Raw genomic sequence first — 26,154 nt, 5'->3', positions numbered from 1 at the left:
GCTAGGGCGCCGCACCCGCCGCGACGGCGGGCGCGCCCGGCACGTCACGGGTCCGTAAGACACCGCGCGGCGGGCGACGAGGCCACGCCCCGAGCATGGTCGCCTACCAGCCGTCCTGGAGGTCGTCGTCCTCCCCGGCCTCCAACAGGGTGGCCGCCGCGCCCACGATCCTCGGATCCGGTTCGCCGACCACCTCGTGGTCCTTGCCGGTGTAGTCGAAGCGGGCCAGCACACTGCGCATGGCCTCCACGCGGGCCCGCTTCTTGTCGTTGCTCTTCACCACGGTCCACGGGGCCTGCTCGGTGTCCGTCTCGCGGAACATGGCGACCTTCGCGGAGGTGTAGTCGTCCCAGCGGTCCAGCGACGCCAGGTCCATCGGGCTGAGCTTCCACTGCCGTACGGGATCGACCTGACGGATCGTGAAACGGGTGCGCTGTTCGCCCTGGGACACCGAGAACCAGAACTTCACCAGGTCCACGCCGTCGTCGACGAGCATCCGCTCGAAGGCGGGCGCCTGCCGCATGAAGCGTCGGTACTCGTCGTCCGTGCAGAAGCCCATGACCCGTTCCACACCGGCCCGGTTGTACCAGGACCGGTCGAAGAGCACGATCTCCCCGGCCGTCGGCAGATGCTCGACGTACCGCTGGAAGTACCACTGCCCCTTCTCGCGTTCGGTCGGCTTCTCCAGGGCCACCACCCGTGCGCCGCGCGGATTGAGGTGCTCGGTGAAGCGCTTGATCGTGCCGCCCTTGCCGGCCGCGTCCCGCCCCTCGAAGACGACGACCAGCCGACGCCCCGACTCCTTGATCCAGCTCTGCAACTTCAGCAGCTCGATCTGCTGCAGCCGCTTGTGCCAGTCGTACTCCCCGCGCTCCATGCGCCGGGAGTACGGGTAGTTCTCCCGCCAGGTGTCCACCGTGCTGCCGTCGGGCCGGATCAGCACCGGGTCGTCGTGGTCGCTGTAGTCGACGCGCATGTCGCTGAGCAGTTCGGTCATTTCTACTCCCCGTGAGAATCAGTGGAACTGCGGCACGATCAGATAGATCCCGTACGCCACCACCGCGGCGCACGCCAGGAAGCACAGCCCGGCCACGCCGAGCCCCACCGCGTCGGTGCCTCCCTCTCCCTCCCGCGCGGTCTCCGCGCGGGCCAGCCCCAGCACTCCCAGGGCGAAGACGACGACCACTCCGACCGTGACCGCGGTACTCACCGCGGCGACCTCGCCGAGGGCGCTCCAGTCCAGCTGCATCGTACGTACTCTCCTTGCTCTCCCCGACGCGGGCGGTTCAGGCGGCGGTGGAGACCTGCGCCGGCACCGCGCCGCGGACACCGACCTCGTGGGTCTCGTTGACGTTGGACGCGTGCACCGGGTCGCGGCGCGACATGAGGACGATGAAGGCGGCCACGGCGAGGGCGAGGAGCGCGATCACCACGAGGCCGAAGTTCCCGCCGTGCGTCACCACGCTCGCGGAGAGACCGCCGACCAGCGCGGCGGCGGGCAGTGTCACCAGCCACGCCACCACCATCCGTCCCGCTGTGCCCCACCGCACCTCGGCGAGACGCCTGCCCAGTCCCGCGCCGAGGATGCCGCCGGAGCACACCTGTGTGGTCGACAGCGCGAAGCCGAGGTGCGCGGAGGTCAGGATGACCGTCGTGGACGCAGCCTCCGCCGCGAAGCCCTGCGGCGACTGGATGTCGGTCAGCCCCTTGCCCATGGTCCGGATGATCCGCCAGCCGCCGAGGTACGTACCGAGGCCGATCGCGAGTCCGGCCGACGCGATCACCCACAGCGGCGGCCCGGCGTCGTGGCCGAGCGCCCCCGCCGAGATCAGCGTGAGCGTGATGACGCCCATCGTCTTCTGCGCGTCGTTGGTGCCGTGCGCCAGCGAGACCAGTGAGGCCGAGGCGATCTGCCCGAGCCGGAAGCCCTTCGTCACCGTCTTCTGCCGGGCCCGGGCGGTGATCCGGTACGCGAGATACGTCGCGGTCAGCGCGGCCACACCCGCGACCAGCGGCGAGGCGACCGCCGGGATCAGCACCTTCTCGACGACCTTGCCGAAGTGCACACCGTGTTCACCGGCGCCCACCCAGACGGCTCCGATCAGACCGCCGAACAGCGCGTGCGAGGAGCTCGACGGCAGCCCGAGCAGCCACGTCGTCAGGTTCCACAGGATGGCGCCGACCAGACCGGCGAAGATCATGCCCGGTGTCACCAGGGTGTCGTCCACGATGCCGCCGGAGATCGTCTTCGCGACCTCGGTGGACAGGAACGCGCCGACGACGTTCAGTACGCCGCTGATCAGGACCGCCGTTCTGGGCCGCAGGGCACCGGTGGCGATGGACGTCGCCATCGCGTTCGCCGTGTCGTGGAAGCCGTTGGTGAAGTCGAAGGCGAGGGCCGTGACGATGACGACGGCCACGAGGAACGTGATGTGGTCCATGCCACCGATGCAAGCAAGCCGAGACGTACGGGCGGCGAAGCGGAGGCAAAGGCTACGCATGCGCGTGGTCATGCCACCTGCAAGTCCGTGCGAGCACCGTCCGCCCGGCGCACTGGGCGTCGACCCGAGACGGCGACCGACCACGCCGGACACATGGAAGGCGCCCTCGCGGCCGGAGAGCGCACAGTCCAGGCCGTACTGGAGGTCCCCGGCGTCCCGAACAGCCGCAGCATCACCATCCCGATCGCAAGCCGACAGCCAAGTGCCCGCAGCCGCACGCGGGTCACCTGTTGCCGCCGGTGGCCGGGCGGATGTACAGAAGGCGATCTTGTACAGAAGGCGATCTCCGCGCTGCGGTGCGGGTCCGAGGAGACCGTGGTCGAGATGGTTCCGAGCGTCAGGTGTGGGCGATGTTGCCCACCGCGGTGCGCAGGTCTCCCTCCTCAGGCCGCAGCGGGGGCAGGGGGGTCGCGTTGGCGGGGTTCAGCGCGTCGAACAGCAGGGCGGTGAAACGGGCCCTCGTCGAGGGGGCGGTGCCGGGGATCGCGAGCCCGGCGACGGCCATGACGAGAAAGCGCGGGATGTCTTCCGCGGTGAGGTCATGGCGGACCTCACCCTGTTGCTGTGCGCGAAGCAGCAGAGGGTGCAACGACTCGCTGAAGCGCTGAAGGGCGTCCACGGCGACGTCGGAGAAGTTGCTCGCGAAGGTGACCAGCCCCTTCTCGTCCGTGATCAGGTCGAGCAGGCGCGTGGCGATGTCCTGGAGGGCCCGGCGGGGGTGGGGGCTGTCGACGGCGCGGTCGATGAGAGGGAGCAGGTCGCTTTCGAGGATGTCGTCGAGTACGGCCCGGACGATGGCTTCCCGGTTGGGGAAGTGGCGGTAAAGCGTGGCGATGCCCACGCCGGCCTCGGCCGCGATCTGCTCGAGGGAGGCTTCGCCCGTGCCGAGGACGGTCCGTCCGGCGGCGGTGATGCGCTCCATGGTGGAGCGTGCGTCGACTCTGCGTCGCCGGGCGCGGTCGCCCTGGGTGGTGGCCATCTGCGGCTCCTTCCTGCTCGTGGTGAAGGTTATCCGCCCCTCGCCTAGCCGATAGTTATCTATCGCTTTGATAGTCTCCTATCGCTTCGATAGCGTCCTCTCATTAGGCCCTCTCATACAACCTCCGGTGGGGCCTGCGGGGCGCATGAAGACGCCTGAGACACCCGAGACGCCTGAAGACAGGAGAGAGCTGTGTCCGTTCTGCTGTACCGGCTGGGAAGGTTCGCCTACGGCAAACCCTGGTATGTCATCGGGGGCTGGCTGGCCGTGGTGGCCGCCGTCGTGGGGCTTCTGGTGGCCAACCCGGTCAGGGTGAGCAACGAGGTGCGCATCGACGGCACCCCGTCCCAGCAGGTCATCGACGATCTGGCCAGGTCCCTGCCGGAGGCGTCCGGGGGACAGGGCATGCTGGTCTTCGAGGCACCGGCCGGCGCCCGGATCGGCGACAGGAAGGTCCAGAGCGCTCTGCTGGCGGCCGTGGACGCCGTCTACCGCCACGACCATGTCATCGACACCCGGAAAGCCCTCGCCGAGGAAGCCGCCAAGGGCGACAGCAGCCCGCTGGCGCAGGCCCAGGCGGCGGTGGCCCGGGCCGCGGGACAGCCGTCCTCCGGCAGGACACCCGTCCCGTTGCAACTGGACGGACAGCCGGTGCCCGGCGTCGTCGTATCCGCCGACGGCTCTGCGGCCCTGATGCAGTTCCAGTTCGACGAGCAGACCTACGAGCTTCCTTCCGGGACCGTCGACAGCACCGTCGAGGCCGCCGAGCGAGAGGCCACCCGCGGCGGCCTGGACGTCCTGCCGTCGGCGTCGATGATGGAGATACCGGAGGTCATCGGCGCCGGGGAGGCCGTCGGCGTCGTCGTGGCGGCCATCGTCCTGCTGGTCACCCTGGGGTCGGTCGTCGCGGCGGGCCTGCCCCTGGTCATCGCCCTGGTCGGCGTCACGGTGGGCGTGGGCGGTGCCTTCACCCTCTCCACCGTCTTCGAGATCCACTCGCTCACCGCGGTCCTGGCTCTCATGCTGGGGCTGGCCGTCGGCATCGACTACGCCCTGTTCATCGTCAACCGGGAACGCAGGCTGATCCTCGACGACGGCCTGGACGCACACGAAGCGACCGGCCGCGCGATCGGCACCGCCGGAAGCGCGGTCTTCTTCGCCGGCAGCACCGTCATCATCGCCCTGGCGGGGCTCCTGGTCGTCGGGATCACCCTGCTCAGCACCATGGCCGTCGTCGCCGCCGCCACGATCGCCGTCGCCGTCCTCCTCGTCCTGACCCTGCTGCCGGCGCTGCTGGGACTGGTCAAGGAGCGTGTCTGTCCCGCCCGCACACGGCGCCGGGCGCAGCGGCGGGCGGCCGACGCCGAGCACGCCCGGCGCACGCGGGCGACCCGCTGGGGCGCGCACCTGGTCCGCCACAAGTACCCGGCCCTCGCGGCCGCGTTTCTGATCCCCGTGATCCTGGCGGTGCCCGCCGCCGACATGAGGATGGGCCTGCCCTCCGGCGCCAGCTTCAACACCGACACCGCGCAGCGCCAGAGCTACGACCTGGTCAGCGACGCCTTCGGGCCCGGCTACAACGGCCCACTCATGATCGCCGTCAACTCCACCGCCGAGGAGCGCCCGCTCACCCCGGCAACGCTCGCCGCGGTCACCGCCGATCTCAGGAACGTCAAGGGCGCGACCTCCGTGTCCCTGGCCGGGATGAACAGCGCCGGCACCACGGCCATCCTCACCCTCGTCCCCGGCAGCGGCCCCAACGACGACGCCACCAAGGACGTCGTGACGGCCGTACGGGACGCAAGCGCGCGGATCAGCGCGACCACCGGCACCACCACCGGCGTCACCATCGGCGTCACCGGCTTCACCGCCCTCGCCATCGACGTCTCCGACCGACTCGCCGATGCCCTGCCCCTCTACGTGGCCACCGTGCTCGGGCTCTCCTTGATCGTCCTGCTCCTGGTCTTCCGCTCCGTCATGGTCCCCGTGACGGCCACTCTCGGCTTCCTGCTGACCATCGCGGCCACCTTCGGCGTCACCACGGCCGTCTTCCAGTGGGGCTGGCTGCAGGGCCTGATCGCACTGGACGCCACCGCGCCCGTCGTGAGCCTGCTGCCCATCATCATCACCGGCGTCCTGTACGGGCTCGCCATGGACTACCAGATGTTCCTGGTCACCTCCATGCGCGAAGCGCACGTCCACGGCGCCACCCCGCTGAACGCCACCATCACCGGCTTCGCACGCGCCAGTTCCGTCGTCGTGGCGGCGGCCACCATCATGGTCTCCGTCTTCGCCGGGTTCGTCTTCAACGCCCAGCCCATGGTCAAGCAGGCCGGATTCGCGCTGGCCGCGGGCATCGTCATCGACGCCTTCGTCATCCGCATGACACTCATCCCGGCCACCATGGCCCTCGCCCAGGAGAAAGCCTGGTGGCTCCCCGCCTGGCTGGACCGCGTCCTGCCCGACCTCGACGTCGAGGGCGACAAACTCGCGCAGAAGATTCCGCCACCCCGCCCCGCTGCCGCCCAGCCGCACGCCGCCGCAGTGCAGGAGGCGGACATCACTGGTTGACCGTACAAGTCGGGGTGGGGCGACGGCGCCGGCCCGCCCTGCCCCTCTCTACGCGTTCGGGGATCCTTGCTGCTCGGCGGGCGGAGTCCTGTCTGGTCCCTTCCTCGTCCTCGGTCACCTTCGGTCCTCGGTCACCTTCGCGTGAGGATCGCGGACAGGCCGAACTCGAAGCGATCGCCAAATGATTCCGCGTCGAGATGACCGAGGACGCGACGGAGGGCGGGGTAGGCCGTCTCGGAGACCGCGTTCGCCAGACGGCCGCTGGGGGAGTGGTGGACCGCCGCCTGCTCTTCCTGGGTGAGGCCGAGGGTGAAGTAGATGATCGTCCACGTGGTCCAGGCGGTCTCACGCTCGTCCAGACCGCCGTCGAGGAGCGCGCCCACCAGGGTGTCGGCGAAACGCAGGGTATGCGGCTCGGCGGCGTAGGTGCCGACGACGAGCGCGGCGCCGTCGCGGTGGGCGAGCAGGGCGCGGCGGTACCGACGGGCCAGTTCGCGGACGCGCTCGTCCCAGGGGGCCGGAAGGTCGTCCAGCGGGGCTTCACCGACGACGGCGTCCGCCATCAGCTCCAGCATCCGGGCCTTGGTCTTCACATGCCACAGCACGGTGTTCATCCGTACGCCGAGCCGGTCGGCGACCGCTCGGGTGGACAGGGCGTCCAGGCCCTTTTCGTCCAGCAGTTCCAGCGCGGTGCGGATCACCGTTCCGGGGTCCAGCCGCGGGCCGCGGTCCTCGCGCACTTGCCTATTGGTCATTGACCTAGTCTACTGCGGACAAGTTTATTGGTCACTGACCTAGGATGGTCCATGGAACAGCAGGTTGTCATCGCCGGAGGGGGCCCGGTCGGGCTCTGGCTCGCCGCCGAACTGCGGCTGGGCGGGGTTTCCGTCACCGTCGTCGAGGAGCGTGTGGACATCGACCAGCGCTCCAAGGCCCTCACCATCCACCCACGCACCATCGAGATCCTGGCCTCGCGCGGCGTGCACAAGCCCTTCCTCGCCGAGGGCCTGCCGATCCCGGGCGGCCACTTCGCCATGCTCGACGACCGGCTCGACTTCCGGGCGATGGAGACTCCGTTCCCGTACACCCTCGCCCTGCCCCAGTCCCGCACCGAGGAACTACTGGAGGATCACGCGCTCGCGCTCGGCGCCACGATCGTGCGCGGTCATCGCGTCACCGGGTTCACCGAGCACGCGGAGTCGGTGATCGCGCAGGTGGACGGGCTGGACGGGCCGTACGAACTCCAGGCGGCGTTCATCATCGGCTGCGACGGCTCCCGCAGCACCGTGCGCACCGACGCCGGCATCGACTTCGGCGGTACGCCCTCCACCGTCTTGGGCTGGCTCGGCGACGTCACCCTTGACAACCCGCCGCGGCCCGGGTTCAGCGCCTTCGGGCTCCGGGGTGGGGTGATGGTCGCGCCGCTGCCCGGTGGGCGGTACCGCGTGGTCGGTGTCAGCCCCGACAGCCTCACGACCCAATGGCCCGGCGACCTCGCCCTGGAGGAGTTGCGGACCAGGACCGTCGCCATCACGGGCGAGGACTTCGGGATGCGCGACCCGGTCTGGCTCTCCCGATTCGGCAACGCCACTCGGCTGGCCGCCCAGTACCGGCGAGGCCGGATCCTGCTCGCCGGTGACGCCGCCCACCAGCACTTCCCGGCTGGTGGCGTCGGGATGAACGTCGGCATCCAGGACGCGCACAACCTCGGCTGGAAAATCACCGCCACCCTCCGCGGCTGGGCCCCTGACCACCTGCTCGACACCTACCACACCGAGCGCCACCCCGTAGGCGCCCAGCTGATGGAACACAGCCGTGCCCAGACCGCCCTGATGACCGGCTTCACACCCGAAGGTCTCGACCTGCGTTCCCTGTTCAGCAAGATGATCGCCACCCAGCCGGCACTGAACAAGGCCCTGTCCGAACGTCTCACCGCGCTCGCCGTCAGCTACCCCTCGCCGGACCCGACAGCCCACCCTCTCACCGGCAGCCGCGCTCCCGACCTCGCGTTCACCGGCTCCGAGAACCACCTGTTCTCCCGTTTGCGCCCGGACAGCCACCTCCTGCTCGACCTGACGGCGGGCGTCCTGGCGGACCGGACGCGGCCCGGGCTCACGGTGCACACCGCGACCCTCGACCTGCCCCCGGCCGCCTGGGCCACCGTGCGCGCCGCCCTCATCCGCCCCGACGGGCACGTCGCCTGGGCCGGCATCGACGAGGACGACACCGCGCTGTCCGCCGCCGTGGACCGGGCGCTCGCCACCACCCACCGCACTGCGGCCGGCTGACCGCACCCCGCCGATCGGAGCCTCTGACGTACAAGTCGGAGGTCTGGTTCAAGCGCCGGTTCAGTGCATCTCAGCGCCGCCGACGGGCAGCGGGGTTCGCGCTGGGCACCATGCCGGGCGACCGCGTCGGCGCCGGGACGCGCGTACCGCTCCTCACCGACCCCCGGCCTTGCGCGGCCATCGACGCCGGCACCCATGTCCCTGGCAGGGGTTGAAGGGGTGAGGGAGTGTGGGATGGGCGGCGCGGCGGCAGCCGCCGCGCCGGAAAGCGAATGCTCGCCGCGCTACGCCCGGCAGATTCTCACGTCGCTCTCGAACATCATTCCTCGGCCATGCGGCGGATCACCGGCTTCGGCTCGGCGGTCCGGTACATCCGCACCGCACGCTCACGCAACTCCAGCGGGTACTTCCTCGGGGCAGGCATCGTCTGGGCTCCTCTCATGAGACCCATCTGACCTGCTGTCACCTTTCCCCGCATCTCGGGGGAACCTCAAGCAGGCGTTGGTGTGGTTCGACCGCGCAACCGAGGGCGGTGACGATGCCGCTCTTTACTGGGCAGCCACTGCGCTCGCATCCGTGGGCCGTTGGAAGGCCGCTGAGACATGGTTGGAGCGCGCATCCTCAACCTGCGGGCCGGATGCCCTGGAGACTGCGGCAAGACTGCTCGCAGCGGAGGGTCGTCTGGACGAAGCACTGACCTGGGCGAAGCGGGCAGCCGACAACGGGAACATCACGGCGCTCCGTTGGGCGGCGGACCAGTTGGTGACGGCAGATCGTCTGGACGACGCGCTTTCCTGGTACGAACGAGCAGCCGCTCATGGGGACAGTAACGCCGCGCGGAAGGCCGCGCACGAGTTATGGCGCGCGGCGCGCTTCCTCGAAGCACAGCTCTGGTCCGAGCGCGCGGCGGCCGATGGGAGCAATACCGTGCTTCGATGGACGGCCGACCGGTTGATGATGGCGGATCGTCTGGACGACGCCCTTCCCTGGTACGAACGAGCAGCCAACAAGGGCGACACCAACGCGCTGCAGGCAGCAGCCGGTCAATTGGCCATCGCAGGCCGAAAGGAGGAGGCACTCGCCTGGTTCTGGCGCGCTGCCGATGCCGGAGTGAGCTTGCTTGGCGGCTGGTTCCCCGCCCTGAGGCTCGGACTCCTGGGCGACGAAGCCGATGTGCTTCTGCGCTACGGACGGGACCCGAGCGGGCACCTTGCACGCAAATGGCAGATGGAGTCTGAAGCGGATGATTAAGAGGCCGACCGCTGCCAACCGAATAATTGTCAAATTCTGTGGATTACGAGGCTTCGGAGACGTCCTGTAGCCAGTCGTCGAGCGCTGCGAGGTCGGTGTCGGTGGGGCTGTTTGAGGAATCGACGCGGTGGAGCAGGGCTTGTCCCTGGTGCTGTGCCGTCACCCATGCGCGGTCCGTGCAACAGGACGAGGGGCGACCCCGACCCACCCCAGTCACGGGATGAGAGCAGCACCCCCGTCGTTGACGAGGGTGCGCTCGGACCACCTCATGCGCTCCCATGCGTGGCAGCTCAGTTGCCGGACCGCTCGGCGAGAGTGTGCGCGACGAGGGCATTGGCGTGACCGTGGCCCAGCCCGTGCTCGGCCTTGAGCCAGTTCACGAGCTCCATGTGCTTGGTCAGAGGGGAGGAGCGGATCAGGTCCTTCCACTCCGCAATCGGGCGACCGTACTTCTTCTCGATGGAAGGGAAGTAGCTGGCAGGGCCCTTCGCGGTGGCGGTCATGTCAGCCATCCTGTCTGTCCGTTGTGCTGCTTCGGTGTTTTCGCTGGTATGACCGAGGGGCACGGACGGAGTCATCGGTCGATGAAGGTGTGCTGCGTCACACCTCCTGCTCGCCGATGTGCGGGGGCAGGTTGAAGAGCGGGAACAGCCGCTCGGTGTCCCGGAAGACATGGATGTCGGTGATCCGGTCCTCGGAGATGTCGACGACCTGAAGGGCCCGGGGCTCGAATCCCGCTCCGGGGACGCTGGGCCGGTACGGGCCGAAGGCCGGCGAGCCGTTCGCCAGGGCGGGGACCAGCCGGGATCCCCGGCAGCCGACGGCGGGTCTGGTCAGCCATGCCTGGATGTCGGTGACGCCTCGCATCCACAGGGCGTACGGCGGCAGGGACATGGTGGCGTCCACGTGTAGCAGCATGTTCAGCTCCTTCATGTCGAAGCTGGAGAAGGCCGCGGCATACCGCTTCGCCAGTGCCCGCTGAACGGCGTCGGGCGGCGGTACCGCCGTGTCGCCAGCCGCCTCGCGCCGGGCGGCCAGTGTGGCGCGGGCGCGCTGGAGGGCGCTGTTGACCGAGGTGACGGTGCAGCCGTGCAGGTCTGCGACTTCGCGTGCCGAGAATCCCAGGACGGCCGACTGCCGTACGAGGAACTTCCACGCATGGCACACGCACTGAAACGGCGAAGGTAAGTGATCAAGGGATCAGAAGCAGCTTCCAAGGCGTCGTCGATGACGTGGCGTACGGCGAGTGATTGAGGGCCACAGCGGCGGGGTCTGTGCAGGCCCGTGCCCTCAGTTGCTATACACAGCACGTATACTCCGTGTGTATAGTCGTGGGCATGGCTACCTTAACCGCCTCCCATCGCGATACCCCCGTCACCATCCTCACCGCCACCGCGATCTTCGGGCTGCTGCTCGGCTGGGCAACGTACGGCCTGCACGGGACGACACCCCTGTTGGAGCGGGCGACCAACTCGGTGTCCACCTGGATCATCTGGACTGCTGCCGCCGGTGCACTGATCCGTGTCCGGCCGCTCGCCGTCTGGGGCGGAGCGTTGATGATGCTCGCCACCTGCGGCGGCTACTACGCGGCGTCCACGCTCGGCGACACATTCGGGGCCGGAGGGCTCGGAACCGCCGTCGTGTGGTCGATGGCGGGGCTGGCTGGAGGGCCGCTGCTGGGGTGGGCCGGGTGGACGGTACGGCGCGGGCGGGGGGACGTGCGGGCGGTGGCCGGGGCAGTCATCGCGATGGTGACGCTGGGGGAGGCGCTCTGGCTGGGTCTGGCGCTCCACTACTGGGGAGAGGCGGCCGTCTTCATGGTCGTCGGCGCACTGCTCACCGCTCTCCTGACCATCTACTTGGCGCGCGCCGGGGTGCAGCGCTACTGGCTGTGCGCCGTGCTCGCTCCCGTTGGCGGTCTCGCCTTCTACCTCGCCGAGGAGGGCATCCTCGACGGCCTGCTCGGATCGGTGTAACGCGGGAACAAGCACCGGGATGGCGGGAGCTCTTGGCTGGAGTAAGAGGCGCTTCGGCCTGCACCGCTACGCACGCACGACCGATCACCGCGCGGTCGTGGCGGTCAGTTTCACCCGCTCGGCCACCGAGGAGATACGCAGCCGCGTGTCCCGGCAGTGGGGCCTCTCGGCACTGACATGGCCCCATCGCATCGTCACGCTCGACACGATCCTGAACGACCTCCTCGCCCACCTCCTGCGGTCCGGGATCCTCCAGTGGCCCGGCGGCCACCAGGAACTTGAGGTACTGGATACATGGCGGTCCCATCTGCCCGCCATTTACACCCTCGACAAGCCAGTCCTCGCCTTGAACGGCACAAGCATCGTCACCGACTCCGAACGGCAAGCGAGGCGGGGAAGCTACGTGAAGCCGCGGCCTGCTTCGCCTCGGCCGTCGGCGAAGGGCGGTGCACGCACGAAAATGTACGTGAGGTACTGCAGGTGGCTCTCCGCGTCGAGGACATCCGCGCCTCCGTGATGGCCTACTTCGCCGCGACGATCCGGTCCCTGCTCGTCGACGAGGTCTACGACGCGAACGACCTGGACCTTGGGGTCATCCACCTTGCGGCAGACGCGGGGCTCGTCATCACGCTCGTGGGGGACCCATGGCAGGCTCTCTACGGCTTTCGCGGTGCACGCCCCGAGAGCGTCCCTCGCCTCCTGAGCCGGCTGGGCTTCGAGCGCAGTGAACTCCAGACCTCGTTCCGCTGGCGTGGCAGTACTGCCCAGACATTGTTGGCACACCAGCTGCGGCGCAGGGAGAGGACAGTCCTTCCCACAGGGGTGGCAGGGGACGTCGATGTCGTCCTTGCACGGAAGTGGAAGCTGTTGTGGGAAGCCGACACCCATATCCTTCCTCTGGCCGTCAGACCCAAGACAGGCCAGTTCCAGGAAGCTGTGTGCACTCTGCTTCTGAACGAACTCGCCCAGAGCACCTTCGGCAGACCGGCTGTCGACGTCATCGATGCCCGGACCAGCTTGGGCGTCATGGAAAGCGACACTTTCGCGGAGCTGCGCCCGCACCTGCGTAGCGCCCTTGAGCGCCTGGCGGGCCGGGGCGATCCAGCCACGATCTGGACCGACTTGGTAGCCACAATGGTCACCATGACGCCCGTCGAGCCGTCGGAGGGCCAGAAACGGACGCCCCGGGCCGCCTTCGCCAATCTGCGGACGAGGCTGGAGGTCGCCCACGAGGGGCTGATCCCCGGCATGACCTGCCACCAGGCGAAGGGGCGGGAGTGGGACCGGGTCGGGGTCAGGCTGGAGGAGGCCGACGCGGCCGTGCTCCGGCGAGGTCTCGATCCCGCCGACGAGGCCCACCGTGCGCTCTACGTCGCGCTCACCAGGGCACGTCACCTCAGTCTCGCGGTGTGAGAACTTTTGCTACCTACTCATTTCCTGGTTCTTACGCTGATCGATTGCAGATGTGATCTCATCCGGACGTGATCAGTCGATGTCCGGATCATCGGCCTCCTCGAGGAGACGGGTGGCGAGGTCGTCGGCCCACTCCACGGCCCAAGGTGCGGAGAGCGGTGATGGTAGCGTCATCGAGCCCATAGGCGCCGAAGGCTTCGTCGTCGGTCCACTCGGCGCCCGTGAGGTTCGACTGCAGATCCTCGCGCTCGAAGCGGCCGCGGGCGTGGCGGCGGCCGAACTCTTCGAGCTCGGCATTGGTCCAGCGGCGGGAGGCTGCGAACACGTCGATTAGGTCGCGGGGCGCCCCACGGTCGGCGAGGGCGCGGACCTTGGTCCCGATCACGTCCTCCTCCGCGAGGACGGGCCCGTACGGGCTCTGGGCGACCGGCCGCCAGAAGATCTCCTTGAGGATGTCGACTTCGCATTCTTGCCCGGTGGCCGGGTCGGTCACGGTGAAGCGGGCGGACAGCGGGGCGGTCTCCAGCGCGTGCACCTTCCAGCCGCGGGCTTCCAGGCCGGCGCGGAGCGTGGCGGCGATGTCGGTCATGGGCGCCGGGTTCTCGGTGGCGACGTCGAGGTCCTGGCTGGGGCGGTTCACGAGGCGGTGTGCCCGCACGGCGTATCCACCGGTGAGAACCAGTGGATACGGGAACCGAGCGCGATCACATCCGCCAGGAGCCGTGTGTGCAGCTCCGGCATGTCCGTCACGCGGCTGCCCGGGTGCGGGAGGCGAGCTGGGGGAAGGCGTCTTCCCATACGGCGCGCACGGTGCGGCCGACGAGGGTGCGCAGCACCGGCCACAGCTGGAGGAGCAGGTCCTGGTCGAGGTAGCGGGGCAGATCGTCGTGCAGGCCCTCGTGCAGGACAGTGCGGTACAGGCCCATACGCTGGCGCGGCTTGCCCAGGTCGTATGAGGTCATCCCGGACCAGGCCATGTGCAGCGGCAGATCCACGACACCGCGGGTCGGCCCGCGCAACTCGTCCAGTGATTCCGGCAGACGGCGGCGGAACTTCTCCCGGTACAGCGCGAGGTCCTCGGCGTCCGCGCCCGAGACGTCCGTCGGGGTGGGTGCGGGGTGCTGTGGGCTGGAGGGCATGACTCCATTATGGCGGCCGGAGACAGTGCGAGGGTCATGATGCGTGAGCTGGAGTCCGGAGCGAGCGGGGGCGGATCCCCGGGTGAGCTGGTTGCCGCAGTGATGCTCAGCCCTGAGCAGGACGTCGGCCTTGACGCTCTGGGTGTCTGCACGAAGCTGGACCTGCTCTTTTGTGGGTGCGTGTTGTGTGTACTGATGCCCGGGAACGGGCGGTGCGGGAACGGACGGACTCTCAGTCACAGGACACGGCCGGCACCGTACCTTCCGAAGGGAAAGACCTGCAGCAGTACAGGCTGGCCGTCATCGAAGGTGGACTACACAGGATCGTCGGCGAACAGGGGCAGCCGAAATTCTCACTGTCTGTGATGTGGCTGCAGCGGCGGCGACGTCGCGCGGGGGTGCCGAACAGAAAGCCATGCGGGCCAGTTGCCGAAAATCCACGGGGGCTGCCATTCGTTTCTCCCCGGATTCTCCCCACTGGCAGCCAATGCGCAAAAGACCTGGTCAGGGGCTCTTTGGAGGTAGGGCGAGGAGATCACCCGCATCACTTCTCCCCAGAGACTCCCCACGGCCGTTTCTGGCTCGATTTGTAAGAGATGCGAGAGCAAAGCGCGAAGAAGGGCTGAGCGCGGTGCCAGGTTTCTAGAGCCAGTCGCGCCGCTTGAAAATTACGTACAAACTGACGCAAACTACCCCCATCAAGCCGATCGCGAAGGGGTATCCGAAGCTCCAGCCCAACTCAGGCATATCCTCGAAGTTCATCCCGTAAATAGTTCCTACGAGTGTCGGAGCAAACAGAATCGCCGCCCACGACGAGATCTTCTTGATCTCCTCGTTCTGTTCGAAGCCCGCCTCCGCCAACGCGCGCATCTCCGCGTTCTGTTGCTGCGTGACGAGGGTGGCGTTGACCGTGAGGATGTCGGTGAGGGCCTGGCGGAAGGTGTCGACGCGTTCGCTGGTGTGGGTGACGTGGTCGGCGACGTCGCGGAGGTAGCGCTGGAGTTCCTCGTCCGTCTCGTACTTGGCGAAGCCGGCCATGAGGCCGTGGAGCATGCCGACGAGGGGCCGGGTGGCGCGCTGGAACTCGACCATTTCGCGGGAGAGCTCGTAGATGCGGCGGGAGACTTCCGGGTCGCCGCGGAAGACCTCCGTCTCGATCTCGTCGACGTCGTTCTGGACACCGGCGACGACGGGCACATAGCCGTCGACCACCGCGTCGAGGATGGCGTAGAGGACCGCCTCGGGGCCGAGCTTCAGCAGCTCCGGGGTCTCCTCCATGCGGTGGCGGACGGCCGAGAGGTCGGGGGCCGCGCCGTGGCGGACCGTGATGACGAAGTCGGGCCCCACGAAGACGTGCAGCTCGCCGAAGTCGACCTCCTCGGGCGCGTCGAGGTAGCGGGCGGCGCGCAGGACGACGAAGAGGGTGTCGCCGTAGCGCTCCAGCTTGGGGCGCTGATGGGCCTCCATCGCGTCCTCGACGGCGAGCGGGTGCAGGTCGAACTCGGCTGCCAGGGAGAGGAGTTCACCCTCCGTCGGGCGGGCCAGCCCGATCCACGCCATCCCGGCCGGTGCCTCCCGCAGCTCGCGGTAGGTGTCGGCGAGCGTGGCGGGGGAGGAGACGCGTACGCCGTCCTGGTACAGGGCCGCCTCCACGACGCTGGGCGCCCGCTCGGCCGAGGCCGGAGCCGCCGGTTCCGGGCTCGGCGCCGCGGAATCGGTGGGTGGTGTCGACGGAGGGGTCAGGGCGCGGCGCCAGGCGGACTTCCTGGCGCCCTTCGAGGCGGCCGGGCGGGCGCGTCGATCGGCCATCGCGGATGCCTTCCGAGTTGCGCGTACGACTGGGTGATCATCGAGCAGGATATACGGGGCAAACCCCGCGGGAGTCGGTGAGGGGTGGAGGGAATGCGGACAGAAACGGTCTCGTCGAGGACAGAACCTGTCCGCGACCCCCGCTAGCGTGCGCAGCATGACGAACAAGGAGACCGCGAACGGGGCGACGGCGAACAAGGTGACCGCGAACAAGGTGACGGCCAGCAAGGCGACCCAGACCGCACTCCGGCTCGGCACCCGTGCCCTCAACCGCGCGACCCTGGCCCGCCAGCTCCTGCTGCACCGGGCGCCCGTGCCCGCCGAGGCAGCTGCAGAGGCAGCGGCAGCTGCTGAGGCATCGGCCGAGTCCAAGCCCGCCGCCGGGCCGTCGACACCGGCCGGGTCCGCGACTGGATCGGCGGTACCGGCCGGGTCCGCAGGTGGGCCGTCGGTACCGGCCGGGTCCGCAGCTGGACCGGCGACACCGCCCCAGCCCCCCGCAGGATCCGCGACACCGCCCATGTCCGCCTACGACGCCGTCCAGCACCTCCTCGGGCTTCAGGCCCAGAACGTGCAGCCGCCGTACTACGCGCTCGCCGCCCGGCTGGACGGCTTCGTGCCCGAGCAGTTGTCGATGCTCATGGCCGACCGGGCCGTCGTCCGCATCGTCACCATGCGGTCCACGATCCACACCCACACGGCCGAGGACTGCCTCACGCTGCGGCCCCTGGTGCAGCCGGCCCGGGAGCGGGAGCTGCACCAGTTCCGCAAGGGGCTCGCCGGGGTCGATCTCGACCGGCTCGCGGCCCTCGCGCGGGAACTCGTGGAGGCCGAGCCGCGCACCCTGAAGCAACTGCGTGAGGCCCTGCTCGTCGAGTGGCCCGACGCCGACCCGTTCGCCCTGGGCATCGCCGCCCGCTGCAGGCTGCCGCTCGTCCAGGTCACCCCGCGAGGGCTGTGGGGCAGGAGTGGCCAGGTCGCCCTGACCACCGCCGAGCACTGGCTCGGCCGCCCCGCCGAACCGGCCCCCGCCCCCGAGACCGTCGTCCGGCGCTATCTCGCCGCCTTCGGGCCCGCCTCCGTCAAGGACATGCAGACCTGGGCCGGACTGACCCGGCTGCGCGAGGCCTTCGAGCGGCTGCGCCCGGAGCTGCTCACCTTCCGCGACGACGACGGCGTCGAACTCTTCGACCTCCCCGAGGCTCCCCGCCCCGACCCGGACACCCCGGCCCCGCCCCGCCTGCTCCCCGAGTTCGACAACCTGCTCCTCTCCCACGCCGACCGCTCCCGCGTGGTGCCGCCGGACCTCAAGGGCCGTAGCTGGCAAGGGAATCAGGCCTACCGCACCTTCCTCGTCGACGGTTTCCTGGCGGGGATCTGGAAGCTCGACGCCGACGTCCTCACCCTCGAACCCTTCGGCCGCCTCACCAAGGAACAGCGGGCCGACCTGGTGACGGAGGCCGAGCGCACCCTCACCACGCTGCACGGCGACGGACCGTACGACATCCGCTACGGCACCGTCGCCACCGTAGCCCCTTGAAAGTACCCGGACATGGGACCGGACATTGGAGAGGGGGCGCCGCGAACCGCTCGTGGCAGGTTCGCGACGCCCCCTGGTCATCACCTGAGGTTGTGCCTCAGGAGTCTTCCGGGTGCCGGGCCTCGAAGGCCGGGGCCGCTAGGAGTTGACTTCAGCGGTCACCAGGTTCGAGAACGTGGTCAGCCGGGTGTAGATACCGGGGTACTGCGCGTCGGCGCAGCCATAACCCCAGGAAGTGATGCCTGCCAGGACGCCCCCGATGATCAGGGGACCGCCGCTGTCGCCCTGGCAGGTGTCCACGCCGCCGGAGGTGTATCCGGCGCACACCATGTCGCTCGCGATGAACTCGGAGCCGTAGGAGCTGGAGCTGCCGCAGACCGAGTTGGCGACGACCGGCACGGTCGCGGTGCGGAGCTGGTTGGAGGAGGAGCCGCCCGAGGAGGTGGTGCCCCAGCCGAGGATGCGGGCGGTGGTGCCCGCCGTGTACAGGGAGGTCTGGCTCGACGAGGCGTAGCCGATCGGGGTGTACGGCATCGAGGTCGCCAGGGTCAGCACGGCCACGTCGTCACCGGCGGTGGCGTCCGTGTAGCTGGGGTGGACCCAGATGTCGGTGACCTGGCTGACCGTGCCGTTGGTGCCGTTGCGGTAGGTACGGCCGCCGACCACGCGGGTGCTGGAGGTCGTTCTGCCGTCCACACAGTGCGCCGCGGTGACGACCTTGGTGGGCGAGACCAGGGTGCCGCCACAGAACTGGCTCTGCGAGGCGTTCGTGATCTGCATGACGTACGGGTACGCGGCCGCGGTGGTGGTCGTACCGCCGACGATGGGCTGGGGAGCGGCGACGGCGCCGGGGGCGGTGAGCAGCGCGGCAGCGGCGGCGGCAGCGGTGGCCGCGGCGGCGACCATCGACTTCTTGGCCAGGTTGAACCCGAACATGGTTCTCCTCATGGGGGTTGCCGGTGGGGGACGCGCGGGTGGGGGGAGTGCACAGAGCCCGCGGTGCCGCCCCGCTCGGGGGAGCCGAGCGGGGCGGCGGGCCGGTCTGTGTGCCCTGGCGTGGGCACGTCACAAAAACTATGAGCCGGAGTGATCCCCTCCCAAGGGGGGATCCCCCTAAGGGAGTTGGGGAGGGAAAACCCTCGATGACCCGGGCCGGGGTTTGAGCCTAGGCTGGAGTCGCAAGGTCGCTGCGCGCACGGGAGTGTGACGACAGGGCCCAGGCCCCGGGAGGGGTTCGTCAGCCGGTCCCGGGGAGGTCAGTTCGTACGGTGTCCCGCCGCCAGACGCACGATGTCCACACGCGAACGGATGCCCAGCTTCCGGTAGACCCGCGTGAGTGTCGCCTCGACCGTCTTCACGCTGATGTACAGCCGGCCGGCGATCTCCCGGTTGGTCGCGCCCTCCATGACCAGCTCCGCGACCTGGCGTTCGGTCGCCGCGAGCACGGCGAGGGCGTCCAGCGCCGACGGCGCGACCGCGGGCTGCTGCAAAGGCGCCGGGGCGACCGTGGCCTGCTCCACCTGACGCAGCCAGGGCAGCGCGCGGCAGCGGCGGAACAGCCGGGCCGCCTCGTCGTACGAGGCCGGGGTGGGCGTCCCCCCTGGCCGGGCGAGGCCGTGCGCCTGCGGGAGAGTGCGCAGACCCGCCAGGGCGTACGCGGCCCGCGCCTCCTCCAGGCCGTTGCCCAGCTTGGCGAGCCGGTCCTGCGCCGAGGTCAACTGCCGTACGGCGGCGTCCTGTTCACCTCGTGCCGCGCGCACCAGCGCCTCGGCCCGGTCGAGGACGGCGAGCACGCTCTCCCGCCCGAGCCGCAGCGCCTGCTGCCGGGTGACGTCGATGACGTCCTGTGCCTCGGCCAACTCGCCCACCCGCACCAGGGCTTCGGCGAGATCGCCGTGCCAGCGGCCGCGCGCGGGGTCGGTGACCCCGAGCCCCTCCTCCAACTCCCGTACGCGGCGCAGCGATTGAACCGTGCCGCACGCGTCCCCCGCCACCAACTGCGCGTGCCCGAGGGCGCCCAGGGCGCGGGAGAGATACATCAGGTCGCCATCCTGCTCCGCGTGCTCGGCGGCCTCGCGGGCGAGGGCCTGGGCCCGCTCCACGTCACCGCCGGCGGCCTCCGCGAGCGAGGTGAGCATGGCGGAGGCGCCCTCGCCGATGCCGGAGTCCCGGGCGAGGACATAGCCCTCGCGGGCGAGGTCGAGGGCCCGGCCGCAGTGCCCGGAGCGCAGTTCGGTCTCGGCGAGGAAGCGCACGTAGTGCACCTCGCTCTCGACCATGCCGCGCCGGCGCACCTCACGCAGCAGCGAGGTGATCGTCGCCCGGGCCTCGCCGAGCTGGTCGCTCATCATCAGCCAGCGGAAGCGGGTCGCGCCCGCCCCGTTGTGGTGGCACGCGAGCTGCGGGTCCTGCGGCTCCTTCAGCGCCCGCTTGATCGTCATGGGCGCGTCCGGGTGCCCCATCAGGATCTCGGCCTGCGCCTGGAAGGCGAGCGCGAGGAGTTCGGTGCGCCGGTCCTCGGCCCGCGCGGCCAGCTCCGCCGCCCGTGCGGCCTCCTCCCGGCCCTCGGCGAAGTCGCCTTCGAGGACCAGCGCCCGCCAGGCGAGCTGGTAGCGGACGAGGGCGAGCAGCCGTGGGTCGTCGCCCGCGTCGGCGAGGACCTGCGGATAGACGGCGTCGACCTCGGCGAGGGACTGCCCGGCCGCGTCGATCACCACCATCCAGGCCCGGACCCGCTCGGCGGGCTCGGTGGCCCGGCTCAGTACCTCGCGGGCGATGTCCCGGCCGAGGTCGTTCTCCCCGGCGGTCAGCGCGTCCTCGGCGGCCTGCAGCCGCCGCTCGTCCGGGCCGGGGACCGCGTCCGCCGGGGTGTGCCGGGCCGAGAGCAGCCCCAGCTCGGCGGCGACCGAGGGCGCGCCCCGGTCCCGGGCCACGGCCGCGGCCTCGCCCAGCTGCCCGGCGACCTGCGGATCGGTGCCATGGGTGGCCAGCGCCAGATGCCGGGCCCGCTCGATGGGGTCGACGGCGGCGGTGGACAGCGCGGCGTGGGCGGCCCGCCGCTCCTGGGCGGTGGCCTCGGCGTACAGCGCGGCCGACACCAGGGGGTGCGCGAAGCGCACGCCCGGCCCCTCCCGCTCCGGCGCGAGCAGCCCCAGCTCGACGGCCTGCGCGGTCTCCGCCTCGGCGTTCTCCCGCCCCGCGGCGCGCAGCAGGGCCACCGTGGGACGGGCACCGGCGCAGGCGACGAGCAGGGTGTGGCGTGCCTGAGCCGAGAGCATGTCGAGCCGGTTCAGGACCAGGGTCCGCAGCGAGGTCGGCACGGGCAGCGGCTCGCCCGGGCGCGGCGGGGTCGGGCTGTCGGCGAGGGCGCGGCCCAGCTCCAGCGCGAACAGCGGGTTGCCGCCGCTGGTGCGGTGGATGTCCCGCACGGTCGAGCGGGGCAGACCGGTGTAGCCCCTGTTCTCGAGCAGCTCGGCGACGTGCGTCCTGGAGAGCGGGGTGACCCGGAGGGCGAGGGTGTCGGGAGGGGACGCGCGTAGATATCTGTCCTGCTCATGCCCGTGCGGGTCCGTCGAGGTACGTACGGCGCACAGCATGCGCACCGGCATCTCGCCGAGCCGCCGCGCGGCGAACCCGAGCAGCTCGACGCTGGCCGGATCCAGCCACTGGAGGTCGTCCGCGACGATCAGCACCGGGCCTTTCGCGGCCAGCGCGCGCAGGGTCGACAGGACGGCGAGCCGCAGGGCGAGCCCGTCGCGCTGGAGGGTGGACTCGCCACGGCCGGTGAGTGCGGATTCGAGCGCGGTGCGCTGCGGGGCGGGCAGCTGGTCGGACACCTCGTCCATGACCAGACCGAGCAGATCGGTCAGCGCGAGGAACGGCAGATGCGACTCCGACTCGGTGGCCGAGCAGCGCAGTACCGTCCGTGCCGTTTCGTCGTATTCCGCGGCCAGTGCGCGCAGGACGGTCGATTTACCGATGCCGGCGGAGCCGTGCACGAGCACACTGCCGCCGCGTGAAAGCTGCTCGCGAGCGCCGGCGAACAGCTCCTCCCTGCCTATGACCAGGTCGGGGCGGGGTCTCCCAGGCTCCTTGAACTCCCGTCGCACGGGCCACCGCTCCCCTCGAGTGTCGTGTCCGGGCCAATATTAGGCGTCCAGGCTTTGAATTTCGGAACGTAACCCTGGTGAGGGAAATAACAGGAAGGGTACGGCATAGGAAAATTCACACGCCGGTTACATGAATGGCCCCGGTGGCCTGCGGCGGCGCGCCCTGAAGGGGCGCGGGGCTGTGACATCTGCGGCTCCGCCGCGTGGGCGCGACCAGCCACGACGGACCCGCGGTCCGGGACAGACAGGTACTCCCACGGCGCGAAACGGCTCAGCCGAGCGGAGCGCTACGGCAACAATCCGGCTCGGCGAGCAGCCACCACCGCCTCCCACCGGGTATGAGCCCCGAGCTTCCGCATCGCCGAGCGAAGGTACGCCTTCACGGTCTCCGGACGCAGCCCCAGGCGATCCGCGGCGCCCGCGTTGGTCGCGCCCATCGCGACGCAGGCCAGCACATCCAGCTCGCGCGGCGTCAGGGCGACGCCGCCGGGGGAGGGGGAGCCAGGCCCGATGCTCTGCCCGCCGGCCACGCCGGCCACGCCGGCCACGCCGGCCAGGCGCCCGCACACCCGCAACAGCTCCGCCCGCAGCTCCGGATCGTCGATGCGCGGGGCGAGCGCGCGCAGCGCCCCGTGCGCCTCACGGACCTCCTCCCACGTCCCCGGCGCCGCGGGCGCCCGTGTCGCGGCCAGCAGACTCCGCGCCTCGTCCCGCACCACCAGCGCCTGCTCCATGTCCCGCGCCGCCTCCAGGGCCGCGCCGACCGTGCGGTCCCCCAGCGGCTGGGCCGCGCGCAGGGCGCCGTACAGCACACCGCGCACCTGCCGCCGCACGACGACGGGAACCGCGAGGACGGAGCGGATGCCCTCGGCGGCGACCGCGGCGTCGTACTCGTGGCTGATGTGGCGCGAGAGGGAGTAGTCGGTCACCCGGCACGGGCGGGCCAGGGCGAACGTCTTGCCGCCGAGGCCGTTCCCGGAGCGCACCGCCAGGCCTTGCAGCGCGGTCGTCCGGTTGCCGTGGAGTTCGCTGATGCGCAGTTGCCCGGGACCGGGCTCGATCAGCCCCGCGAAGGCGAGCGGCAGCCCGGTGGCGTGGCGCAGCCGGCTCAGCGTGCCGCGCAGGTCCGCCCGGCCGGACACATCCGTATCGACGGAATCCGAGGGATCCAATGCCACGAACTCGCCCCTTCCGCGCGGCGCACCCCCGTTCGGGGGTAGTGAGACGTGTATCACGCATTACACGATGTCAGGCAACGGTCCGGCAATGAGGAGGACACATGTCGGCGAGGACGAGCGCCACGGACGAGTTCCGGGCGGCCCGGGACTTTCTGCTGGCCCATCGTGAGGACTATGCCACGGCCTACAAGGGCTTCACCTGGCCGCGTCCGGAGTACTTCAACTGGGCGCTCGACTGGTTCGACGTGATCGCACAAGGGAACGACCGCACGGCGCTGCACATCGTCGAGGAGGACGGCACCGAGACCCGGCTCACCTTCGCCGAGATGTCCGAGCGGTCCTCCCGGGCCGCCAACCGGCTGCGGGACCGGGGCGTCCGCGCCGACGACCGCATCCTCGTCATGCTCGGCAACCAGGCGGAGCTGTGGGAGACCGCCCTCGCCACGATGAAGCTGCGCGCCGTCGTCATCCCCGCCACCCCGCTGCTCGGCCCCGCCGACCTGCGCGACCGCGTGGAGCGCGGCCGGGTCAAGCATGTGATCGTGAGGGCCGAGGACGCCCCCAAGTTCGATGACGTGCCAGGCCGTTACACCCGCACCACCGTCGGCGGCACGGTGGACGGCTGGCGGCCGTACGAGGAGGTCTACGCGGCCCCCGCCCGCTTCGAGCCCAACGGCGCCACCAACGCCGGCGACCCGCTGATGCTGTACTTCACGTCGGGCACCACCGCCCGCCCCAAACTGGTCGAGCACACCCATGTGTCCTACCCCATCGGCCACTTGGCGACCATGTACTGGATCGGCCTGCGACCGGGCGACGTCCATCTCAACATCTCCTCGCCCGGCTGGGCCAAGCACGCCTGGTCCAACCTCTTCGCCCCGTGGAACGCGGAGGCGACCGTCTTCATCCACAACTACACCCGCTTCGACGCCAGTCGGCTGCTGACGGAGATGGACCGCGCGGGCGTCACCACCTTCTGCGCCCCGCCCACCGTGTGGCGCATGCTCATCCAGGCCGACCTCACCCAGCTGCGCACCCCGCCCCGCGAGGTCGTCGCGGCCGGGGAGCCGCTCAACCCCGAGGTCATCGAGCAGGTGCGGCGTGCCTGGGGCGTCACCGTCCGCGACGGTTTCGGGCAGACGGAGACGGTCGTCCAGGTCTCCAACAGCCCCGGCCAGGAACTGAGGATCGGCTCGATGGGCCGGCCGGGACCCGGCTTCAAGGTCGTCCTCCTCGACCCCGTCTCGGGCGCCCCCGACACCGACGAGGGCGAGATCGCCCTCGACCTCTCCCACCACCCCGTCGGCGTCATGACCGGCTACCACGGCGACCCGGACCGTACGGCGGAGGCCATGGCCGGCGGCTACTACCGCACCGGCGACATCGGTTCACGGGATCCGGACGGCTACATCACCTACGTGGGCCGTGCGGACGACGTGTTCAAGGCAAGTGACTACAAAATCAGCCCGTTCGAGCTGGAGAGCGCCCTGCTGGAGCACGAGGCGGTCGCCGAGGCGGCCGTCGTGCCCGCGCCGGACGAGGTACGGCTCGCGGTGCCGAAGGCGTACATCGTGCTGGCGGACGGTTGGGAGCCGGGTCCGGACACCGCGAAGGTGCTCTTCGAACACTCCCGGAGCACCCTCGCGCCCTACAAGCGCGTCCGCCGCCTGGAGTTCGGCGATCTGCCGAAGACCGTGTCGGGCAAGATCCGCCGCATCGAGCTGCGCGAGGCCACGGCCGAGGGCTCGGACGCGGAGTACCGCGAGGAGGACTTCCGGTGAGCGAGCGGGGGAGTGAGCTTTCGAGCGGGTCGTCGTACACACACGGCACGAGCGACACGGCCCTGCTCGGCGACACCATCGGCGCCAGCCTCGACCGGGCGGTCGCGGCCTGGCCGGACCGCGAGGCCCTCGTCGACGTGCCGTCCGGGCAGCGCTGGACGTACGCCCGATTCGCCGCCGACGTCGACCGGTTGGCGTACGCGCTGCTCGCGAGCGGCGTCGCCAAGGGCGACCGGGTGGGCATCTGGGCGATCAACTGCCCCGAGTGGGTGCTCGTCCAGTACGCCACCGCCCGCATCGGCGCGATCATGGTGAACATCAACCCGGCCTACCGCACCCACGAGGTCGAGTACGTCCTCAACCAGGCCGGTATCTCCTTGCTCTTCGCCTCCCTCAGCCACAAGACGAGCGACTACCGGGCGATGGTCGAGCAAGTCCGCGCCAGGTGCCCGCAGTTGAGGGAGACCGTCTACATCGGCGACCCCAGCTGGGACGCGCTGATCGCCCGCGGGACCCCGGTGCCGTACGAGGAACTGTCCTGCGACGACCCGATCAACATCCAGTACACGTCGGGCACCACGGGCTTCCCCAAGGGGGCCACCCTCTCCCACCACAACATCCTCAACAACGGTTACTTCGTGGGGGAGTTGATCGCCTACAGCGAGCAGGACCGGATCTGTGTGCCCGTGCCCTTCTACCACTGCTTCGGCATGGTGATGGGCAACCTCGCGGCGACCTCGCACGGTGCCTGCGTCGTCATCCCGGCCCCGTCGTTCGACCCGGCGGCCACCCTGGAGGCCGTCCAGCGGGAACGCTGCACCTCCCTGTACGGCGTACCCACCATGTTCATCGCGGAGTTGAACCTCCCCGACTTCGGCTCGTACGACCTCTCCTCCCTGCGCACCGGCATCATGGCGGGCTCGCCCTGCCCGGTGGAGGTGATGAAGCGGGTGGTCGCCGAGATGCACATGACGGAGGTCTCGATCTGCTACGGCATGACGGAGACCTCGCCCGTGTCCACCCAGACCCGGCGCGACGACGACCTGGAGCACCGCACCGGCACCGTCGGCCGTGTCCTCCCGCACATCGAGGTGAAGATCGTCGATCCGGCGACCGGTGTGACCCAACCTCGCGGCGCCGCAGGCGAGTTGTGCACCCGTGGCTACAGCGTGATGCTCGGCTACTGGGAGGAGCCGGAGAAGACCGCCGAGGCCGTCGACGCCGGGCGGTGGATGCACACCGGGGACCTGGCGGTGATGCGCGAGGACGGCTACGTCGAGATCGTCGGCCGCATCAAGGACATGATCATCCGGGGCGGTGAGAACATCTACCCGCGCGAGATCGAGGAGTTCCTGTACGGCCACCCGAAGATCGCCGACATCCAGGTCGTGGGCGTCCCGCACGAGCGGTACGGCGAGGAGGTCCTCGCCTGCGTCATCCCGCGCGAGGCCGCCGAACCGCTCACCCTGGAGGAGCTACAGGCCTTCTGCGACGGGCAGTTGGCGCACTACAAGATCCCGAGCGCGCTGCGGATCCTGGACTCCTTCCCGATGACGGTGTCGGGGAAGGTGCGGAAGATCGAGCTGCGGGAGCGGTACGCCGCCGAGTGACCGCTCCGC

General features: G+C 70.1%; 20 protein-coding genes and 1 pseudogene. 8 read left to right on the top strand and 13 right to left on the bottom strand.

Annotated elements, in window-relative coordinates:
• Nucleotides 1-103: 103 nt before the first annotated feature.
• The 4 genes from ppk2 to JIX56_RS08535 form a co-directional block, all read right to left on the bottom strand.
• Nucleotides 104-997: a polyphosphate kinase 2 gene (ppk2, locus tag JIX56_RS08550; RefSeq protein ID WP_257538169.1), complete on the bottom strand. Its 894-nt coding sequence runs from the start codon at nucleotides 995-997 to the stop codon at nucleotides 104-106.
• Between the two features lie 18 nt (nucleotides 998-1,015).
• On the bottom strand, nucleotides 1,016-1,249 hold the full coding sequence (locus tag JIX56_RS08545) for a hypothetical protein (RefSeq protein ID WP_257538168.1): 234 nt from the start codon (nucleotides 1,247-1,249) through the stop codon (nucleotides 1,016-1,018).
• Between the two features lie 37 nt (nucleotides 1,250-1,286).
• Complete coding sequence (locus JIX56_RS08540; protein ID WP_257538167.1) at nucleotides 1,287-2,441, bottom strand: inorganic phosphate transporter; 1,155 nt, start codon at nucleotides 2,439-2,441, stop codon at nucleotides 1,287-1,289.
• A 397-nt stretch (nucleotides 2,442-2,838) separates the two neighbouring features.
• Entirely contained in the window at nucleotides 2,839-3,480 is a 642-nt protein-coding gene (locus JIX56_RS08535; RefSeq protein ID WP_257538166.1) for a TetR/AcrR family transcriptional regulator, read from the bottom strand.
• 192 nt (nucleotides 3,481-3,672) lie between these two features.
• On the opposite strand from JIX56_RS08535, the gene JIX56_RS08530 reads away from it, so the two are divergent.
• A complete protein-coding gene (locus JIX56_RS08530; RefSeq protein WP_257538165.1) occupies nucleotides 3,673-6,051 on the top strand; it encodes an MMPL family transporter in 2,379 nt (792 codons plus the stop codon).
• Between the two features lie 131 nt (nucleotides 6,052-6,182).
• Here the strand turns inward: JIX56_RS08530 and JIX56_RS08525 are convergent, their stop codons facing one another.
• Nucleotides 6,183-6,806, bottom strand: coding sequence for a TetR/AcrR family transcriptional regulator C-terminal domain-containing protein (locus JIX56_RS08525; protein ID WP_257538164.1), 624 nt, complete (start codon nucleotides 6,804-6,806; stop codon nucleotides 6,183-6,185).
• Nucleotides 6,807-6,857: 51 nt separating this feature from the next.
• Between JIX56_RS08525 and JIX56_RS08520 the strand changes: the two genes are divergently transcribed.
• Together JIX56_RS08520 and JIX56_RS08515 are read left to right on the top strand one after the other, a co-directional pair.
• Nucleotides 6,858-8,339, top strand: coding sequence for an FAD-dependent monooxygenase (locus JIX56_RS08520; RefSeq protein WP_257538163.1), 1,482 nt, complete (start codon nucleotides 6,858-6,860; stop codon nucleotides 8,337-8,339).
• Nucleotides 8,340-8,843: 504 nt separating this feature from the next.
• Complete coding sequence (locus tag JIX56_RS08515) at nucleotides 8,844-9,590, top strand: tetratricopeptide repeat protein (RefSeq protein ID WP_257538162.1); 747 nt, start codon at nucleotides 8,844-8,846, stop codon at nucleotides 9,588-9,590.
• A gap of 290 nt (nucleotides 9,591-9,880) precedes the next feature.
• On the opposite strand, the gene JIX56_RS08510 is transcribed toward JIX56_RS08515, so the two are convergent.
• A complete protein-coding gene (locus tag JIX56_RS08510; RefSeq protein ID WP_257550784.1) occupies nucleotides 9,881-10,093 on the bottom strand; it encodes a DUF4287 domain-containing protein in 213 nt (70 codons plus the stop codon).
• A 97-nt stretch (nucleotides 10,094-10,190) separates the two neighbouring features.
• Nucleotides 10,191-10,757, bottom strand: a complete 567-nt coding sequence (locus JIX56_RS08505) for a sigma factor-like helix-turn-helix DNA-binding protein (protein WP_257538161.1) — start codon at nucleotides 10,755-10,757, stop codon at nucleotides 10,191-10,193.
• Between the two features lie 170 nt (nucleotides 10,758-10,927).
• On the opposite strand from JIX56_RS08505, the gene JIX56_RS08500 reads away from it, so the two are divergent.
• Both JIX56_RS08500 and JIX56_RS08495 read left to right on the top strand, forming a co-directional pair.
• Nucleotides 10,928-11,566: a DUF6518 family protein gene (locus tag JIX56_RS08500; protein WP_257538160.1), complete on the top strand. Its 639-nt coding sequence runs from the start codon at nucleotides 10,928-10,930 to the stop codon at nucleotides 11,564-11,566.
• A gap of 480 nt (nucleotides 11,567-12,046) precedes the next feature.
• A complete protein-coding gene (locus tag JIX56_RS08495; RefSeq protein WP_257538159.1) occupies nucleotides 12,047-12,979 on the top strand; it encodes a UvrD-helicase domain-containing protein in 933 nt (310 codons plus the stop codon).
• Nucleotides 12,980-13,051: 72 nt separating this feature from the next.
• On the opposite strand, the pseudogene JIX56_RS08490 reads toward JIX56_RS08495, so the two are convergent.
• The 3 genes and pseudogenes from JIX56_RS08490 to JIX56_RS08480 all read right to left on the bottom strand — a co-directional run bounded on the left by JIX56_RS08490 (nucleotide 13,052) and on the right by JIX56_RS08480 (nucleotide 15,927).
• A pseudogene (locus JIX56_RS08490) lies at nucleotides 13,052-13,720 on the bottom strand (nucleotidyl transferase AbiEii/AbiGii toxin family protein).
• A gap of 5 nt (nucleotides 13,721-13,725) precedes the next feature.
• Entirely contained in the window at nucleotides 13,726-14,118 is a 393-nt protein-coding gene (locus tag JIX56_RS08485) for a hypothetical protein (RefSeq protein WP_257538158.1), read from the bottom strand.
• A gap of 642 nt (nucleotides 14,119-14,760) precedes the next feature.
• Entirely contained in the window at nucleotides 14,761-15,927 is a 1,167-nt protein-coding gene (locus JIX56_RS08480) for a magnesium and cobalt transport protein CorA (RefSeq protein WP_257538157.1), read from the bottom strand.
• A gap of 157 nt (nucleotides 15,928-16,084) precedes the next feature.
• On the opposite strand from JIX56_RS08480, the gene JIX56_RS08475 reads away from it, so the two are divergent.
• Nucleotides 16,085-17,467: a winged helix DNA-binding domain-containing protein gene (locus JIX56_RS08475; RefSeq protein ID WP_257538156.1), complete on the top strand. Its 1,383-nt coding sequence runs from the start codon at nucleotides 16,085-16,087 to the stop codon at nucleotides 17,465-17,467.
• Between the two features lie 138 nt (nucleotides 17,468-17,605).
• Here the strand turns inward: JIX56_RS08475 and JIX56_RS08470 are convergent, their stop codons facing one another.
• From JIX56_RS08470 to JIX56_RS08460, 3 genes are all read right to left on the bottom strand, one after another.
• On the bottom strand, nucleotides 17,606-18,403 hold the full coding sequence (locus JIX56_RS08470) for a S1 family serine peptidase (protein ID WP_257538155.1): 798 nt from the start codon (nucleotides 18,401-18,403) through the stop codon (nucleotides 17,606-17,608).
• 320 nt (nucleotides 18,404-18,723) lie between these two features.
• Nucleotides 18,724-21,576: a helix-turn-helix transcriptional regulator gene (locus JIX56_RS08465; RefSeq protein WP_257538154.1), complete on the bottom strand. Its 2,853-nt coding sequence runs from the start codon at nucleotides 21,574-21,576 to the stop codon at nucleotides 18,724-18,726.
• A gap of 287 nt (nucleotides 21,577-21,863) precedes the next feature.
• The gene (locus JIX56_RS08460; protein WP_257538153.1) at nucleotides 21,864-22,754 is read right to left on the bottom strand and encodes a helix-turn-helix transcriptional regulator; all 891 of its coding nucleotides are present in this window, start codon (nucleotides 22,752-22,754) and stop codon (nucleotides 21,864-21,866) included.
• 101 nt (nucleotides 22,755-22,855) lie between these two features.
• On the opposite strand from JIX56_RS08460, the gene JIX56_RS08455 reads away from it, so the two are divergent.
• Both JIX56_RS08455 and JIX56_RS08450 read left to right on the top strand, forming a co-directional pair.
• Complete coding sequence (locus JIX56_RS08455) at nucleotides 22,856-24,535, top strand: AMP-binding protein (RefSeq protein WP_257538152.1); 1,680 nt, start codon at nucleotides 22,856-22,858, stop codon at nucleotides 24,533-24,535.
• Nucleotides 24,532-26,145 (top strand): AMP-binding protein, encoded by a 1,614-nt coding sequence (locus tag JIX56_RS08450; RefSeq protein WP_257538151.1) that lies wholly within the window; start codon nucleotides 24,532-24,534, stop codon nucleotides 26,143-26,145. Before JIX56_RS08455 ends, JIX56_RS08450 begins: the two co-directional genes overlap by 4 nt.
• Nucleotides 26,146-26,154: the final 9 nt, after the last annotated feature.

The sequence above is a fragment of the Streptomyces sp. CA-210063 genome, assembly GCF_024612015.1.
In the GTDB taxonomy this organism is placed as follows: domain Bacteria; phylum Actinomycetota; class Actinomycetes; order Streptomycetales; family Streptomycetaceae; genus Streptomyces.
Note: the sequence above shows the minus strand (reverse complement) of the source record. Positions and strands in the feature narration are given on the sequence as shown.